Source organism: Cellulosimicrobium sp. G4 BAM 1002, assembly GCF_057126935.1.
Genome location: NZ_CP182109.1, coordinates 2,582,861 through 2,598,488 on the forward strand (window position 1 = coordinate 2,582,861; position 15,628 = coordinate 2,598,488).

13 protein-coding genes are annotated in these 15,628 nt (G+C 75.1%); 7 read left to right on the plus strand and 6 right to left on the minus strand.

Annotated elements, in window-relative coordinates; genetic code table 11:
- Positions 1-9: 9 nt before the first annotated feature.
- Complete coding sequence (locus tag ACMXGY_RS11695; RefSeq protein WP_483773163.1) at positions 10-2,751, minus strand: helix-turn-helix transcriptional regulator; 2,742 nt, start codon at positions 2,749-2,751, stop codon at positions 10-12.
- A 157-nt stretch (positions 2,752-2,908) separates the two neighbouring features.
- Between ACMXGY_RS11695 and ACMXGY_RS11700 the strand changes: the two genes are divergently transcribed.
- Both ACMXGY_RS11700 and ACMXGY_RS11705 read left to right on the plus strand, forming a co-directional pair.
- The gene (locus tag ACMXGY_RS11700; RefSeq protein WP_483773164.1) at positions 2,909-4,048 is read left to right on the plus strand and encodes a class I SAM-dependent methyltransferase; all 1,140 of its coding nucleotides are present in this window, start codon (positions 2,909-2,911) and stop codon (positions 4,046-4,048) included.
- Between the two features lie 42 nt (positions 4,049-4,090).
- Complete coding sequence (locus ACMXGY_RS11705) at positions 4,091-6,298, plus strand: alpha/beta fold hydrolase (RefSeq protein WP_483773165.1); 2,208 nt, start codon at positions 4,091-4,093, stop codon at positions 6,296-6,298.
- Between the two features lie 44 nt (positions 6,299-6,342).
- On the opposite strand, the gene ACMXGY_RS11710 is transcribed toward ACMXGY_RS11705, so the two are convergent.
- Positions 6,343-7,053: an HAD family hydrolase gene (locus ACMXGY_RS11710; protein ID WP_483773166.1), complete on the minus strand. Its 711-nt coding sequence runs from the start codon at positions 7,051-7,053 to the stop codon at positions 6,343-6,345.
- A 128-nt stretch (positions 7,054-7,181) separates the two neighbouring features.
- Between ACMXGY_RS11710 and ACMXGY_RS11715 the strand changes: the two genes are divergently transcribed.
- Entirely contained in the window at positions 7,182-8,057 is an 876-nt protein-coding gene (locus ACMXGY_RS11715; RefSeq protein WP_483773167.1) for a PAC2 family protein, read from the plus strand.
- Positions 8,058-8,090: 33 nt separating this feature from the next.
- On the opposite strand, the gene mshC is transcribed toward ACMXGY_RS11715, so the two are convergent.
- Entirely contained in the window at positions 8,091-9,365 is a 1,275-nt protein-coding gene (gene mshC / locus ACMXGY_RS11720; protein WP_483773168.1) for a cysteine--1-D-myo-inosityl 2-amino-2-deoxy-alpha-D-glucopyranoside ligase, read from the minus strand.
- 117 nt (positions 9,366-9,482) lie between these two features.
- Between mshC and ACMXGY_RS11725 the strand changes: the two genes are divergently transcribed.
- Entirely contained in the window at positions 9,483-10,571 is a 1,089-nt protein-coding gene (locus ACMXGY_RS11725) for a CorA family divalent cation transporter (RefSeq protein ID WP_483773169.1), read from the plus strand.
- 18 nt (positions 10,572-10,589) lie between these two features.
- Here the strand turns inward: ACMXGY_RS11725 and ACMXGY_RS11730 are convergent, their stop codons facing one another.
- The gene (locus tag ACMXGY_RS11730; RefSeq protein WP_483773170.1) at positions 10,590-11,465 is read right to left on the minus strand and encodes an undecaprenyl-diphosphate phosphatase; all 876 of its coding nucleotides are present in this window, start codon (positions 11,463-11,465) and stop codon (positions 10,590-10,592) included.
- A 156-nt stretch (positions 11,466-11,621) separates the two neighbouring features.
- On the opposite strand from ACMXGY_RS11730, the gene ACMXGY_RS11735 reads away from it, so the two are divergent.
- A complete protein-coding gene (locus ACMXGY_RS11735; RefSeq protein ID WP_483773171.1) occupies positions 11,622-12,590 on the plus strand; it encodes an aldo/keto reductase in 969 nt (322 codons plus the stop codon).
- Positions 12,591-12,603: 13 nt separating this feature from the next.
- On the opposite strand, the gene ACMXGY_RS11740 is transcribed toward ACMXGY_RS11735, so the two are convergent.
- A complete protein-coding gene (locus ACMXGY_RS11740; protein WP_483773172.1) occupies positions 12,604-12,927 on the minus strand; it encodes a primosomal protein in 324 nt (107 codons plus the stop codon).
- 98 nt (positions 12,928-13,025) lie between these two features.
- Between ACMXGY_RS11740 and ACMXGY_RS11745 the strand changes: the two genes are divergently transcribed.
- Both ACMXGY_RS11745 and ACMXGY_RS11750 read left to right on the plus strand, forming a co-directional pair.
- A complete protein-coding gene (locus tag ACMXGY_RS11745; protein ID WP_483773173.1) occupies positions 13,026-13,259 on the plus strand; it encodes a DUF5703 family protein in 234 nt (77 codons plus the stop codon).
- Between the two features lie 7 nt (positions 13,260-13,266).
- Complete coding sequence (locus ACMXGY_RS11750; RefSeq protein WP_483773174.1) at positions 13,267-14,127, plus strand: fructosamine kinase family protein; 861 nt, start codon at positions 13,267-13,269, stop codon at positions 14,125-14,127.
- A 26-nt stretch (positions 14,128-14,153) separates the two neighbouring features.
- On the opposite strand, the gene ACMXGY_RS11755 is transcribed toward ACMXGY_RS11750, so the two are convergent.
- Positions 14,154-15,536 (minus strand): M20/M25/M40 family metallo-hydrolase, encoded by a 1,383-nt coding sequence (locus ACMXGY_RS11755; RefSeq protein ID WP_483773175.1) that lies wholly within the window; start codon positions 15,534-15,536, stop codon positions 14,154-14,156.
- Positions 15,537-15,628 lie beyond the last annotated feature (92 nt).

Below are 15,628 nucleotides of genomic sequence, written 5' to 3' on the forward strand. Positions count from 1 at the left end.
CGGGAAAGACTATGCGGTCGCGGGCTCCGAGCCCCGAAGGGCGGCGGCGAGCTCCTCGCGCGAGTGGATCCCGAGCCTCGTGTAGACCTTGCGCAGGTGGTACTCGACCGTCTTGGGGCTGAGGAACAGCGCGGCGGCGGCCCCGCGCGTCGTCCGTCCCTCGACGAGGAGCAGGCAGACCTGGAGCTCCTGGGGCGTGAGGGCGCCCGGGCCGACGCCCTCGCGCGGCGCGACCTTCTCGCCGGTCGCCTCGAGCTCGGTCCTGGCGTGGGCCGCCCAGAGAGCGGCGCCCAGGTCGTCGAAGGTGCCCAGCGCGTCCCGGAGGAGCGCCCGCGCGTCGACGCGCCGCCCGGAGCGGCGCAGCCGCATGCCGTACGCGAGCTGCGTCCTGGCACGCTCGAAGAGGTCGCGGGTCTGCGCGTGGTGCACCAGGGCGGACTCGAAGTGGGCCTCGAGCTCGTCCTCGGGCGCGACGAGCCCGAGAGCGCGCTCGGCGCGGCCCCGGGTCCAGGGGCGGCCGGTGGTGGCCGCCGACGCCGCGAACCGGGCCGCGACGTCCCGTGCCGCGGCACCTCGGCCGGTCCGCAGCAGGGCGTCGACCAGCTCCGGCCCGGGATGCAGGTCGGGGTCGCCGACCCCCAGCTCGTCGAGCCGCGCGACGAGCGCCGTGAACCGTTCCTCCGCCTCGCCCGACTTCCCCTCGGACAGCGCGAGGTCGCCGAGCGCTAGCTCGCACCAGATCTCGCCGAAGTGCATCGACCGCTCACGGCACAGCACCGACGCGGCCGCCACGTGCTCGCGGCACGCCTCGCCCCGCCCGGCCCGGGACTCGAGGTGGGCCAGGCCGGCGAGCGCCATGGCGAGCTCTCCTCCCTGACCGGTCTCACGAGCCAGCCGGGCGGCCTCGTCGTAGTTGGCGGCGGCCCGCTCCCACGCGTTCGAGGTCGCCTGGTCGCGGGCGACGTGGAACAGCACGTCCGGGAGCGCGCCGACGCCGACGCGCGTCCGGACCTGGTCGACCAGGGCACGCAGCGGCGAACCGCCGTCGGCGTCGCGCAGGAAAAGCGGGGCGAGCATGAGCCACGGCAGCGCGGCGGGCTGCGCGAGCGGGTCGACGTGCTCGGCGAGCTGCGCGACGGCGTCGCGCAGCCGGGAGGTGCTGTCCCGGCCGAGCAGGACTCCCGACGCCCCGGTGGCGGCCAGGCCGACCGCGCGCACCGCGGGGTCTGACACGTGGGGCAGGACGGCGGTCAGACGCAGCTCGACCCGGCGCAGGGCGTCCGTGTCGACCAGGTACATGCACGCCCGGCAGGCCTCGGCGAGGAGGAGCACCCGCTCGTGCACGGTGGCGAGGTCGGCCGCCCGCTCGAGCAGGTCGAGCCCGTCGCGGACGGAGCCCGACCGCAGGGCGATCGTCGCCCGCAGCTCCGCGCCGGACGCGGTGAGGTCCGCGGTCGGGGGTTCGGCCTCGTCGAGCAGCGCGAGGGCCCGCTCGGGCTGGCCCCCGGACCAGGCGGCACGTGCCGACGCGACGAGCCGTGAGCGCGCGAGGGCCGGCGCCCCGCTGAGCCGGGCCGCGCGCTCCAGCGCCGTCGAGGCGACGGTGAACGCCGTCCGGTCGGCCGCCCGCGCGGCGAGCTCCTCGAGGAGCACGGCCACGTCCTCGTCGAGTCCCGTCGTCGCGGCGGCGCGGTGCCACGCGTGCCGGTCCGCGTCCACGGCCGCGAGCTCGTCCGCGAGGGCCCTGTGCACGCGCCGGCGGAGCGCCTGGTCGGCCGCGCCGTAGACGACCGAGCGCAGGAGCGGGTGCCGGAACACGACCCGTCCGGCGTCGACCGTGAGCAGCCCGGCCCGCGCGGCGCCGTCCAGACCGGCCGGGTCGAGATCGAGCCGTCGGCAGGCGGCGCGGGTCAGGCGGAGGTCGCCGCCGGCCAGGGCGGCGGCGAGAGCGACGGCCCGCTCGGACGCCGTGAGAGCGTCCAGACGGCGTGCAAAGGCGCGCTGGAGGCGGGCGGGCAGAGCGTGCGGGAGCCCTGCGGCGACGTCTCCGGCGCCCGTGCCGTCCTCCGGCTCGGCCGCGAGCTCGAGCAGGGCGAGCGGGTTCCCGCGCGTCTCGCGGTACAGCTCGTCGAGCGGCCGCGCCGCGCCGGACGGGTAGGTCGCGTCGAGCAGCTGCGCCGCGGCAGCCGGAGCGAGGCCCCCGAGCTCGAGCCCCGGCAGCTCGCGCACCGGCTCCGGGAGCTCGCCGCTGCGGCCCGCGACCAGCACCGCGACGGGGTCGTCGCGCACGCGACGCGCGGCGAACGCGAGCGCGTCGACCGACGGCCGGTCCGCCCACTGCACGTCGTCCACGACGACGACGACCGGACCGTCCTCGGCGTACCGGCTCAGCAGGCTCAGGGTCGCGGCCCCCATCGCGAACCGGTCCCTCCCGCCCCCGTGCCGGAGGCTGAGCGCGGCACCGAGCTCCGCCGCCTGCGGGGCGGGGATGTCGTCGAGCAGGGGCAGTGCCGGCAGCAGCAGGGCGTGCAGGGCGGCGAACGGCAGGTCCTGCTCGACCTCCGCGGGAGTCACGTCGAGCACCCGCGCGGCGCCCGACCCCCCGGAGGCCTCGACGGCGTCGGTCAGGAGCGCCGTCTTGCCGACCCCCGGCTCGCCCGAGATCGTCAGCGCGCCACCGCGGCCGAGACGCGCCGAGGCCAGGAGGCGGGCGACCACCTCCTGCTCGGCGGCCCTGCCGACGAGTGCCACGACCATGAGTCTAGGGAGGGACCGCACCGCCCTGGCGGGACGATCCGCAGGGCGCCGGACGACCAGGGGGGCCACCTGACGCGAGCGGCGGGCGCCGCCACCTACGTTCGCCCGTACCGGCAAAGCCTGCCGGGCACCGACAGCACAGGAGCATCCGATGAGCACCCAGACGAGCCCGGGGACGACCAGCGGCCCGGGCACCGACGCTTCGTCCCCCACCCCCTCGACGGGAGAGGCTCCCGCCCTCGACATGGACGCCCTCATGGCGTTCGTGTTCCGCGCCGTCGACGAGGTCGGGGCGACGCTCAACGCGGCGCTCGTCGTCCTCGGCGACAAGCTCGGGTACTACCGCGACCTCGCGGCGCACGGCCCGACGACGCCGGCCGAGCTGGCCGAGCGCACCGGGACGGCGGAGCCGTACGCCCGCGAGTGGCTCAACGCCCAGGCCGCGGGCGACTACCTCACGTACGACCCGCCGTCGGGCCGGTACACGCTGCCGCCCGAGCAGGCGGTCTCACTCACCGTGGAGGACAGCCCGGCGTTCCTGCCCGGCTTCTTCCAGCTCGCGCTCGGCACGGTGCACGACCTCGACCACGTCCTCGACGCGGCGCGCAGCGGCGGCGGGTTCGGGTGGCACGAGCACGTCACGGACGTCCACGTGGGCTGCGAGCGGTTCTTCCGTCCGAGCTACCACGCGCACCTGGTCGCCGAGTGGCTGCCCGCGCTCGACGGCGTGGTCGACAAGCTCGAGCGCGGCGCGCTCGTCGCGGACGTCGGGTGCGGGCACGGCGCCTCGACGGTGCTCATGGCGCAGGCGTTCCCGCGGTCGCGGTTCGTCGGCTCCGACTACCACCCGGAGTCGATCGCCACGGCCCGGCAGCGGGCGGCGGACGCGGGGGTCGCCGACCGGGTGCGCTTCGAGGTGGCACCCGCGCAGTCGCTTCCCGGGACGGGCTTCGACCTCGTCACCATGTTCGACTGCCTGCACGACATGGGGGACCCCGTCGGGGCCGCCGAGCAGGTACGCGCCGCGCTGGCCCCGGACGGCACCTGGATGGTCGTCGAGCCGATGGCCGGCGACCACGTCGAGGACAACCTCAACCCGGTCGGCCGGGCGTACTACGGCTTCTCCACGCTGCTGTGCACGCCGGCGTCGCTGTCGCAGGACGTCGGGCTCGCGCTCGGCACGCAGGCGGGCCCGGCCCGGATCCGCGACGTCGCCACGGCGGCCGGTTTCGGCCGGTTCGCGTCGGTCGCCGAGACGCCGTTCAACCGCGTCCTGGAGATCCGGCCCTGACGGCGGGTGGGCACGAGCCGCGACCGGGAGGAGACTGCGGAGATGACGGGACGTCCCACGGCAGCGAGCGCCGGACCGGCGCCCGCACGTCCGCCCGACCGGACCGGCGTCGTCGTGCGCGACGGCGTGCCGCTCCCCTGGGCCGTGCACGGGACCGACGGTCCGACGGTCCTGCTCCTGCCCACCTGGTCACTCGTGCCCTCGCGCTTCTGGAAGGCCCAGGTCCCGTTCCTCTCGCGCTCCTCCCGCGTCCTCACCTTCGACGGCCGGGGCAGCGGGGCCGCAGGTCGGCCGCAGGGCGCGCCGGCCTACACCGACGAGCAGTACGCGGCGGACGCGGCCGCGGTGCTGGACGGCACGGGGACGGACCGGGCCGTCGTCGTCGGCTACTCCTGCGGGGCGGCGTGGGCGGTCCACCTGGCCGCGACGCACCCGGACCGCGTGCAGGGGCTGGTCGCGATCGCCCCGTCCTGCGGTCTGGCCGTCGCGGCGCCCGAGCGCGAGCAGTACGCGTGGGACGTCCCGCACGACACGACCGGGGGCTGGGCCAAGTACAACAGGGCGTACTGGCTGGACGGCGGCTACGACGACTACGTCGACTTCTTCGCCCGGAAGATGTTCGCCGAGCCCCACTCGACGAAGCAGGTCGAGGACGTCGTCCGGTGGGCGCACGAGGTGAGCCCGCAGACGCTCGCGGACACCACCGCCGGTCGGCTGGGACTGGAGGGCGCCACCCGGACGCCGCTCGAGCCCGTGTGCGAACGGGTGAGGTGCCCGGTGCTCGTCGTGCACGGGAAGCAGGACGCCGTGCGTCCGGCCGCGATCGGCGAGCGCCTCGCCGCGCTCACCGGGGGTGAGCTCGTCCTGGTCGACGGCGGCGGGCACGGCCTGCCGGCGCGGGACCCGGTGCGGACGAACCTCCTCCTCAGAGACTTCGTCGAGCGGGTCGCTCCGGCCGAGACCGCCCCGCGGCCGCGGCGTCGGACGTGGACCCGCGCACCGAGCCGAGTTCGTCGCGCGCTCTACCTGTCCTCCCCGATCGGCCTCGGCCACGCCCGGCGTGACCTCGCCGTCGCGCGCGGTCTGCGCGAGCACCACCCGGACCTCCAGATCGACTGGCTCACCCAGCACCCCGTGACCCGCGTGCTGGCCGACGCGGGCGAGCGCGTGCACCCAGCCTCGGCCTGGCTGGCCAGCGAGTCCGCGCACGTCGAAGCCGAGTCCGCCGACCACGACCTGCACGCCTTCCAGGCGATCCGCCGGATGGACGAGATCCTGGTCGGCAACTTCATGGTCTTCTCGGACGTCGTGGACGACGGCCGCTACGACCTCGTGGTCGGCGACGAGGCCTGGGACGTCGACCACTTCCTGCACGAGAACCCCGAGCTCAAGCGCTTCTCGTTCGCGTGGATGACCGACTTCGTCGGCTGGGTCCCGATGCCCGACGGCGGCGCCGCGGAGGCCGCCCTCACCGCGGACTACAACGCCGAGATGCTCGAGCAGCGGTCGCGCTTCCGGCGGGTCCGCGACCGCTCGATCTTCGTCGGGAACCCGGCCGACGTCGTCGACCTCGGGTTCGGTCCCGGCCTGCCGGGGATCCGGGAGTGGACCGAGGAGAACTTCGACTTCGCCGGCTACGTCACGGGCTTCGTGCCACCGACCGAGGCCGAGCGCGAGGCCTTGCGGCGGGGCCTCGGCTACGGACCCGACGACGTGCTCTGCGTCGTCACGGTCGGCGGGTCCGCGGTCGGCACGTCACTCCTGCGACGGGTGCTCGACGCCGTCCCGGTCGCGCGCCGGCAGGTCGACGACCTGCGCTTCCTCGTCGTCACCGGCCCCCGGATCGACCCGGCGAGCCTGCCGCGACGGCGGGGGGTCACCTATCGCGGGTACGTGCCCGACCTCTACCGGCACCTCGGCGCGTGCGACCTCGCCGTCGTCCAGGGCGGCCTCACGACGTGCATGGAGCTCGCCGCCGCGCGGCGACCGTTCCTCTACGTGCCGCTGCGCCACCACTTCGAGCAGAACGTGCACGTCCGTCACCGGCTCGAGCGTTACGGTGCCGGTACGTGCGTGGAGTACGGCGACGCGTGCGACCCGGACGCCCTCGCCGCGGCGATGGTCGCCGAGCTCGTACGAGGCGCCGACGGCGGGACCAGCCGCGTCGGGTCGGACGCCCACCGACGCCCCCTGCCGGTCGAGACCGACGGCGCCGCGCGGGCCGCCGCGATGCTCGCCGAGCTGCTCTGAGGCGGCGCGCACGCGGACGTACCGGCGGACGCCGGCTCGATGTCTCAGGCGGCCTCGGCCATGAGGTCGACGACCTCGCCCGCGACCAGCCGCGACAGGAGCGGGACGTCGACGAGCCTGAGCGAGGGCGTCCGGCTCAGCCCGGGCGCCGGCACGACCGGGACCACGGCCTCCACGCCGAGCGTCGCGGCACCGGACGCACGAGCCGACGCGATGCCGGCCGGGGAGTCCTCGATCGCGACGCAGCGCGTGATGTCGACGCCGAGTCGCTCGGCCGCGAGCAGGTACGGCTGGGGGTCGGGCTTGCCACGCTCGACCTCGTCCCCGCACACGAGCGTCTCGAACGCCCCCTCGGGTGCGAGCTCCGCGACGGGCTCCGCGAGCTCGCGGTAGGACATCGTGACGAGCGCGCACGGCACGCCGGCCTCGCGCAGCGCGACGAGCAGCTCGCGCGCGCCGGGCTGCCACGGGACCTCGACGCGCACCTGGTCGATGACGCGGCCCATGAGAAACGTGACGATCTCGTCGACCGGAAGGTCGACGCCGCCGCGTTCCCGGATGATCCGGGCGGACTCACGCAAGGGGTTCCCGACGAGGGACATCGCGTCCTCGTGCGTCCACGTGCCGCCGTGCGCGCCGACGAGCTCGTGCTCTGCGGCGATCCAGTACGGCTCGGTGTCGACCAGGGTCCCGTCCATGTCCCACAGGACGGCCTGCGGCAGGGCGGGTTCGGTGGCGGGGCGCGGGGACGTCACGGCGATGGCTCCAGGGAGGGGGTCGGGGGTGGCGCGCCGGAGCACGCCCTGCCCTCCAGCGTACGTGGGGGTACGCCACGCGCGAACCCGCTCCGCCGTCGTCGGGCCCGGCCGCATAGGGTGGGGCGATGAGCGAGAACGGACCCGAGGGCACCCGCCAGACCGTGATGATCGCGGCGTTCGAGGGCTGGAACGACGCGGGGAGCGCCGCCACGGCCGCCCTCCAGCACCTGCACGAGGTCTGGGATGCGCAGGACGTCGACGAGCTCGACCCCGAGGAGTACCACGACTTCCAGGTGAACCGCCCGATCGTCACGACCGACGACGACGGGCGTCGTGAGATCACGTGGCCGACCACGACGATCGCGACCGCGACGGTCGCGCCGGGCGGTCGCCGGGTCCTGCTCGTGCACGGGATCGAGCCGTCGATGCGGTGGCGCGGGTACTGCCGCGAGCTGCTGGACCTCGCGGAGGAGCACGGCGTGCGGACCGTCGTCACGCTCGGGGCCCTGCTCGCGGACGTGCCGCACACGCGGCCCATCCCCATGACGGCGACGTCGGAGAGCGTCGGGCTGCAGGCCGTGCTCGACGTCGAGCCGAGCACCTACGAGGGCCCGACCGGCATCGTCGGGGTGCTGCAGCACGCGGCCGCCGAACGGGGGCTGCAGTCCGTCTCCCTGTGGGCCGCGGTCCCCCACTACGTCGCCCACCCGCCGTCGCCCAAGGCGACGCTCGCGATCCTCGCGCGCATCGAGGAGCTGCTCTCCGAGCCCATCCCGCTGGGCGACCTCCCCGAGGATGCCGAGGCGTGGCAGCACGGCGTCGACGAGCTCGCGGCGGAGGACGCGGAGATCGCGGAGTACGTGCAGCAGCTCGAGGAGGCGAAGGACACGGCCGAGCTCCCCGAGGCCAGCGGCGAGGCCATCGCGCGCGAGTTCGAGCGGTACCTGCGCCGCCGCGACCGCGGCAACCCCGGAGACCGGGGCAAGGGCCCGGCGGTCTGACCTCGATCCGCGTCGGGCCGCCTCAGGCGCTGGTCAGAGCCGGACGCCCAGCAGGGCGTTGACCGCTCGCGCGAGCACGCCCGGTGCACCCTCGACGTCGTCGGACGTGTCGCGGCCGGGACGCAGGGACTCCGCGGCCCACGCGTCGACGGCCGCGAGCGCCGCGGGCGCGTCGAGGTCGTCCGCGAGCGCCGCGCGGACGGCCGCGAGCGTCCCGGTCGCGTCGGGACCGCCGTTGCCCGAGACGGCGTCGCGCCAGGTCTCGAGGCGTCGCGAGCCCGTGGGCAGGTCGTCGTCCGTCCACTCCCACTCGCCGCGGTAGTGGTGCGCGAGCAGCGCGAGGCGGATCGCCATCGGGTCGACCCCCGTCTCGCGCAGCTTCGAGACGAGCACGAGGTTGCCGCGCGACTTGCTCATCTTCTCGCCCTCGTACGCCACCAGCCCGGCGTGCACGTGCGCACCCGGTGCGGCGCCGCCGGAGAGCATCCGGTCGTGGGACGAGGACATCTCGTGGTGGGGGAACAGCAGGTCCGCTCCCCCGCCCTGGACGTCGAACGGGAGCCCGAGACCGTCGCGCGAGATGACGGCGCACTCGACGTGCCACCCGGGACGGCCCGTGCCGAGCTCTCCGCCGTCCCACGCGGGCTCGCCCGGCCGCTCGCGGCGCCACAGGAGCGGGTCGAGGACGTCCTTCTTGCCCTCGCGCTCCGGGTCGCCCCCGCGCTCGGCGAACAGGTGCTCCATGACATCGCGGGCCAGGCGTGAGACGGACCCGAAGCCCGCGTCGGCGGACAGGTCGGCGTAGACGTCGCCGAGGCCGGGGTCCGTGCCGCCCGCGCCGGGCTCGACGGGGACGCGGTAGGCGACGCCTGCGGCGAGGAGCTCGGTCACGGCCGCGACGACCGCCGGGATGGTCTCGACGGCGCCCTGGTACACGTCGGGAGGCACGACGCCGAGGGCGGTCATGTCCTCGGCGAACAGCGCGGTCTGCTCGACGGCGAGCGTGCGCCAGTCCACCCCGGTGGCGGCGGCACGCTCGAGCAGCGGGTCGTCCACGTCGGTCACGTTGGAGGCGTAGGTCACACGGTGCCCGGCGTCGAGCCAGGCGCGCACGAGGAGGTCGAACGTCACGTACGTGGCCGCGTGCCCGATGTGGGTCGCGTCGTAGGGGGTGATCCCGCAGACGTAGAGGGTCGCGGACTCGCCCGGGGCGGCGACGACGAGCTCGCGCGTGGACGAGTCGTGCACCCGGACCGGGAGGCCTCGTCCGGGGAGCTCGGGGATCTGCGGGGCGGGCCAGCTGTGCACGCGACCACCTTAACGGCCGGGCCACGGCCGGGCCGCCGCCGTCCGGGCCTGCTCTCGGGAGCGACACGCCCCGGGGCCGGACGCGCGCGGCAGCAGGCCACGCGGGAGAATGCGGACGTGACGAAGCCCACCGAGCACGGCCCGGACGTGGACCGCGCCTCGTCCGACCTGCGCGCCGTCGCGGCGTGGACGATCCACCCCGGCTCCGCCGACGTCCGTCCGCTCGACCCGGCCTCCGTCTCGCCGGTGCCAGGCACCGGCGCCGCCGCGTCGACCTCGGGTACGCCGGCCGGGGCGGACGGCGGGCGGGCGGACAACGCCAGGGTCACCTGGGCGCGCCTGGCCGACCTCGACGCGGTGCTCGACGCGGCCGCGCGCGTCACGACGGGTCTGTACCGCGCGCCCCGGGCGACCCTCCAGCACGGACGGCACCCCCTGGCGAACGTGCGTCGCGTCGCCCCGGACTGGCTCCTGCTCGTCACGCCGACGGCGTGGTTCACCGAGGCGGACCGTCAGGTTCACACCGGACAGTTCGCCTGCCTGCTCGGCCCGGGCACCGTCCTCACGGCCGAGGACGGCGACGCGGGGGTCCACGAGATCATGCTCGACAAGCTCGAGACGCCGGGCGCTCCGGACGGCCACGTCGTCCGCCGCGTCGTGTCCGCGGCCGTCCTGGCCATCGTGGGTGGCGCCTCGGAGGTCGAGCTCGGGCTCGGGGACGCGGTGGCCGAGACCGAGCGGCTCGTGTTCGACCGGCAGCGCGACGACCCCGTCGAGCGCATCTACGAGCTCAAGCGCGAGATCACCGAGGCCCGGCGCGCGCTCATGCCGGTGACGGCCGAGCTGCCCGAGCTCCTCGACCCCGACGTCTCCGACCACCTCGGCGTGAACCGGCGCCTGGTCGAGCGCGTCTCGGCGACCGTCGAGCGCATCGACCGCCACCTCGACGCGCACGACGACCTGCTCTCCGACATGCTCCAGGTGCACATGTCACAGGTGTCGGTCCGCCAGAACGAGGACATGCGCAAGATCTCCGCCTGGGCGGCGATCCTCGTGTACCCGACGATCGTCGCGGGCGTCTACGGCATGAACTTCGACCAGATGCCCGAGCTGCACTGGGCGCTCGGCTACCCGTTCGCGCTCGCGCTCATGGGGGTGGGATGCGTCGCCCTCTACCGCGTGTTCAAGCGCGCCGGCTGGCTCTGACCCGTCCCGCCCGTCCCGTCAGGGGGTCGAGGCCGCCGTCCCGCCCGGCTCGAGCACGCCGAACAGCAGGAGCAGGACGACGACGGCCGCGAGCGCGAGCCGGTAGATCACGAACGGCGCGTAGCTGAAGGTCGAGACGATCTTGAGGAACGCGATGATGACGAAGTACCCCACGACGAACGCGACGACCGTCGCGATGAGGGTCGCACCGGCACCGGGCGCGCCCGGGACGGGATCGCCCGACGACTTGAACAGCTGGTAGAACCCGGAGCCCATCACCGCGGGGATCGCGAGGAGGAACGAGTACCGCGCCGCGGCCTCGCGCGTGAAGCCCATGAGCAGGCCGGCCGTGATCGTCCCGCCCGAGCGCGAGACCCCCGGCACGAGCGCGAGCGCCTGGGCGAACCCGAACAGGACCGCCTGCCGCGGGCTCAGCTCGCGCAGCGCCCGGCGCTTGGCGCCGATGCGGTCCGCCCAGCCCAGCAGGAGCGCGAACACCGCGAGCATGAGCGCCGTGAGGTACAGGTTGCGGAACGTGTTCTCGATCGCGTCCTGGAACAGCAGGCCGAGCACGACGATCGGGACCGAGCCGAGCGCGATGAACCACGCCATCGCGGCGTCGTGGTCGTGCTTGCCGAGGCGCGCGCGCCAGTCCGTGCCGTGGTCGCCGCGCACGGACCGCCACCAGGCCGCGCAGATCCGCGCGATGTCACGCCGGAAGTAGAGGAGGACCGCCGTCTCCGTGCCGATCTGCGTGATCGCCGTGAACGCGGCCCCCGGGTCCTGCGAGCCGATGAGCTCGCCCACGATGCGCAGATGGGCGCTCGAGGAGATCGGGAGGAACTCGGTCAGGCCCTGGACGAGGCCGAGGAGGACTGCTTCCCACGCGTTCACGAGCGGTCACGATACCCGCTGGCCGTCGCCCTCCCCGACGCCTTCCATCAGGCCCGGCGCTCGAGCCCGACCGACCGGGTGAACCTGCGTCGGCCGCGCCCGTGCGAGCGTGCCCCGACGGTCGCGATCGGCCGTGCGCCGGTACCCTCGGCTCCCATGGAACACCGCCACCTCGGTCGCACCGGCCTGCGCGTGTCCGCGCTCGGACTCGGGACCATGACGTGGGCCCGGGACACCGACGAGCTCGACGCCGCCGAGCAGCTGCGCGACTTCGTCGACGCGGGCGGGACGCTCGTCGACACCGCGGCGTCGTACGCCGACGGCGACGCCGAGTCGCTCGTGGGCTCGCTCCTCGGGACGAAGGTCGACCGGCGCGACGTGCTCCTGTGCACCAAGGCGGGCGTGCGGCACACGTCGGCAGGACCGGTCGTCGACGCGTCGCGCGGTGCGCTCCTCGACTCGCTCGACGACTCGCTCGCGCGCCTGCGCACGGACCACGTCGACCTGTTCCTCGTGCACGCTCCCGACCCGCGCACCCCGTTCACGGAGACGCTGTCCGCGCTGCGCCACGCGGTCGTCTCGGGCCGCGCCCGCTACGTGGGCCTGTCCAACCACCCCGCCTGGGCGACCGCGCGGGCGGCGGCGCTGCTCGGCGGCACCGACGACGTCGGCCTCGCCGCCGTCGAGCTCGAGTACTCGCTCCTGCAGCGCGGCGCGGAGCGCGAGGTCGTGCCCGCGGCCGAGGAGCTCGGGCTCGGGCTGCTCGCGTGGTCGCCGCTCGGCCGCGGTGTGCTCACGGGCAAGTACCGCCGGTCGCTGCCGGCGGACTCGCGGGGCGCGTCCCCGCACCTGGCCGCGTTCGTCGAGCCCTACCTCGACCAGGCGTCGTCCGGGGTCGTCGAGGCGGTCGTCACCGCCGCCGAGGGCTTGGGCCGGGCACCCCTCGACGTCGCGCTCTCGTGGCTGCTCGGCCGTCCCACCGTCGCGAGCGCGATCGTCGGGGCACGCACGCCCGCGCAGCTGCGGGCGTCGCTCGCGGCGACCGACCTCGAGCTGCCCGACGCGGTGCGTGCCGCGCTCGACGACGTGAGCGCGATCGACGAGGGCTACCCCGAGCGCTGGTGACGAGAGAGCGGGCTCAGCGGGCGCCGTCGGTCTCCAGCTCGCCCGACAGGACCTCGTCGTCGTCGAGCGCGTCGTCCAGGGCGTCGTCGAGCGACTCGTCCTCGTCCTCGTCGTCCTCGTCGTCCTCGTCGTCGTCCTCCTCCGCGAGGTAGAACGGCGTCGCCTCCCCGTGGACCTGTCCGAGGGCCTCGTCGTAGACCTCGAAGGCGTCCGCGAGCACGTAGTAGGCGTCGTCGACGGAGGGGTCTTCCTCCCCGCGGCGTGCGGCGACAGCGTTGTAGTGGGCCTCGAGCGCGGCGATGAACCGGTCGAGTGCGGCACGCGGGTCAGCGGTCATACCCTGACGGTAGCCCCGCGAGGGGCACAATGGCACTCGTAAACCGGACCGGTCCGACCGGCCCGGAGCACAGGACGTACGAGAGAGGACGGTGGCGCGTGGAGGAGAGGCCGACGTCACGCCAGGGGTCCGGGTGGGCCACGCACGGTGGGCAGTACGAGTACCGCGTCCTGACGATCGACCGCTCCACGAGCCGGTCCGACGCGAGCCGGTTGCTCACCGACGAGGCCGAGTACGGGCGCTGGGAGCTGGCACGCACCCGCCTGTACGTGGGGGGCGAGCGACGCGTCTGGCTGCGGCGCAAGATCATCCGGGTCAGATCGACGCTGTGAGCCCCGCGTGAGCGGACCCCCGGACGCCGTTCCGGAGACGGGGCCGGACGTCTTCACGAAGTCCCGCGCGGAGGCGCCGCCGGGGTTCTTCGCGTGCGAGGCCGCCGGGCTGGAGTGGCTGCGGGTGGCCGGCGGGCCGCGCGTCGTCGAGGTGCTGGGTGTCGCACGCACGCACCTCGACCTCGCGCGGGTGCAGCCCGCGCGGCCCACCGCCGCGGCGGCGTCGGCGTTCGGACGCGCGCTCGCCGTCCTGCACGACGCCGGGGCGCCCGCGTGGGGCGCGCCCGCCCCCGGATGGGAGGGCGACGCGTTCTTCGGCCCGCTCGACGACCCGCTCCCCCTGCCGACGGGCTCGTGGCCGGACTGGCCCACGTTCTACGCCGAGGCGCGGCTCGCGCCGGTCGCGCGGCAGGGCCGGGACCGTGGAGCCCTCGATCGCGACGACGTCCGGCTGCTCGAGCGCCTCGGCGACCGCCTCGCGCACCTGGCCGGCTCCTCGCTCGACGAGCCGCCCGCCCGGCTGCACGGCGACCTGTGGTCGGGCAACGTGCTGTGGACGGACGTCCGCGAGGGCGGTGCCTGGGGCGACACGGGCGACGGCACGGTGGAGGCCGTGCTCGTCGACCCTGCGGCGCACGGCGGCCACCGCGAGACCGACCTCGCCATGCTCGAGCTGTTCGGCGCCCCCCACCTCGACGAGATCCTCGCCGGGTACGACGACGCGCGCCCCCTCGCGCGCGGCTGGCGGCATCGCGTCGCGCTGCACCAGGTGTACCCCGTCGCGGTGCACGCGGTGCTGTTCGGCGGCGGCTACCGCCCGCGGCTGCGCGCGATGCTCACGGGGCTCCTCGACGACCCGGTGGCCTGAGCCGACGTCCCCCCGCCGGGCATGCGTCAGCAGGTGCGCAGGAGGCGGTCGAGGACACGGACACCGAACCGCAAGGCGTCGGCGGGCACGCGCTCGTCGACGCCGTGGAACATGCCCGAGAAGTCGAGGTCCCCGGGCAGGCGCAGCGGTGCGAAGCCGTAGCCGGTGATGCCGAGCCGGGCGAGCGACTTGTTGTCCGTGCCGCCCGAGAGCGTGTACGGCAGGACCGTCGCCTCCGGGTCCTCGGCGAGCAACGAGTCGACCATCGCGTCGACCAGCTCGCCCTCGAACGGGACCTCGAGCGCGATGTCGCGGTGGATCTCCTCGACGCGCACGTGCTCGCCCGCGAGGTCGCGCAACCGGGCGAAGCCGTCGTCCTCGTGGCCGGGCAGCAGGCGCGCGTCGATCGTCGCCTCGGCGCGGCCAGGGATGACGTTCGCCTTGTAGCCCGCGGAGAGCTGGGTGGGGTTCGACGTGTGCCGCACGGTCGCGCCGACGAACCGCGACGCCGGCCCCAGCGCCGCGACGAGGGCGTCGACGCTCCGGGAGTCGCCCGGGTCGTACGACAGCCCCGTGAGGTCGGCGACACCGCGCAGGAGCTTGTCGACCGTCGGCGTGAGCGTGTACGGCCAGTGGTGGGCGCCGATCCGCGCGACGGCCTCGGCGAGGTGCGTCACGGCGTTGTCGGGGTTGACCTGCGAGCCGTGGCCGGCACGGCCGTCGGCGACGAGCCGCAGCCACGCGATGCCCTTCTCCGCGGTCTGCAGCAGGTACGCGCGGCGGCCACCGACCTCGACGGAGAACCCGCCGACCTCGCTGATCGCCTCCGTCGCGCCCTCGAACAGCTCGGGCCGGTGGTCGACGGCGTAGCGCGCCCCGTACGTGCCGCCCGCCTCCTCGTCGGCGAAGAACGCGACGACGACGTCGCGCGCGGGCTTGCGCCCCTCACGCACCATCTGCCGCACGACCGCGAGAATCATCGCGTCCATGTCCTTCATGTCGACCGCCCCGCGTCCCCACAGCAGGCCGTCGATCTCCTCGCCCGCGAACGGGTCGACGGACCAGTCCGACGCCTGCGCGGGCACCACGTCGAGGTGCCCGTGCAGCACGAGCGCGGGCCGGCTCGGGTCCGCGCCCTCGAGTCGCACGACCACGCTCGCGCGGCCCGGCTCCGACTCGAACAGCTCCGGCTCCAGCCCGACCTCGTGCAGCAGCCCCATCACGTACTCCGCCGCGGCCCGCTCCCCCGGCCCCGACCCGTCGCCGAAGTTCGACGTGTCGATCCGCAACAGCTCCTGGCAGATCCGCACGACCTCGTCCTCCGCCGTCGGCAGGAGGACGCCGCCAGCCGTCGCGTCGGTTGCCGGGGTCGTGGTGCGGGCGCGGGAGTCAGGGTGCGGAGCGGTCATGGCGACACGCTACCCGCCGCCGCCACCCGGGCCGGGCGTTCTCGTGGTCGGGGCGGCGTCGGTGCCCGGGCTCGGTCGGGCGGGTCGTGGTC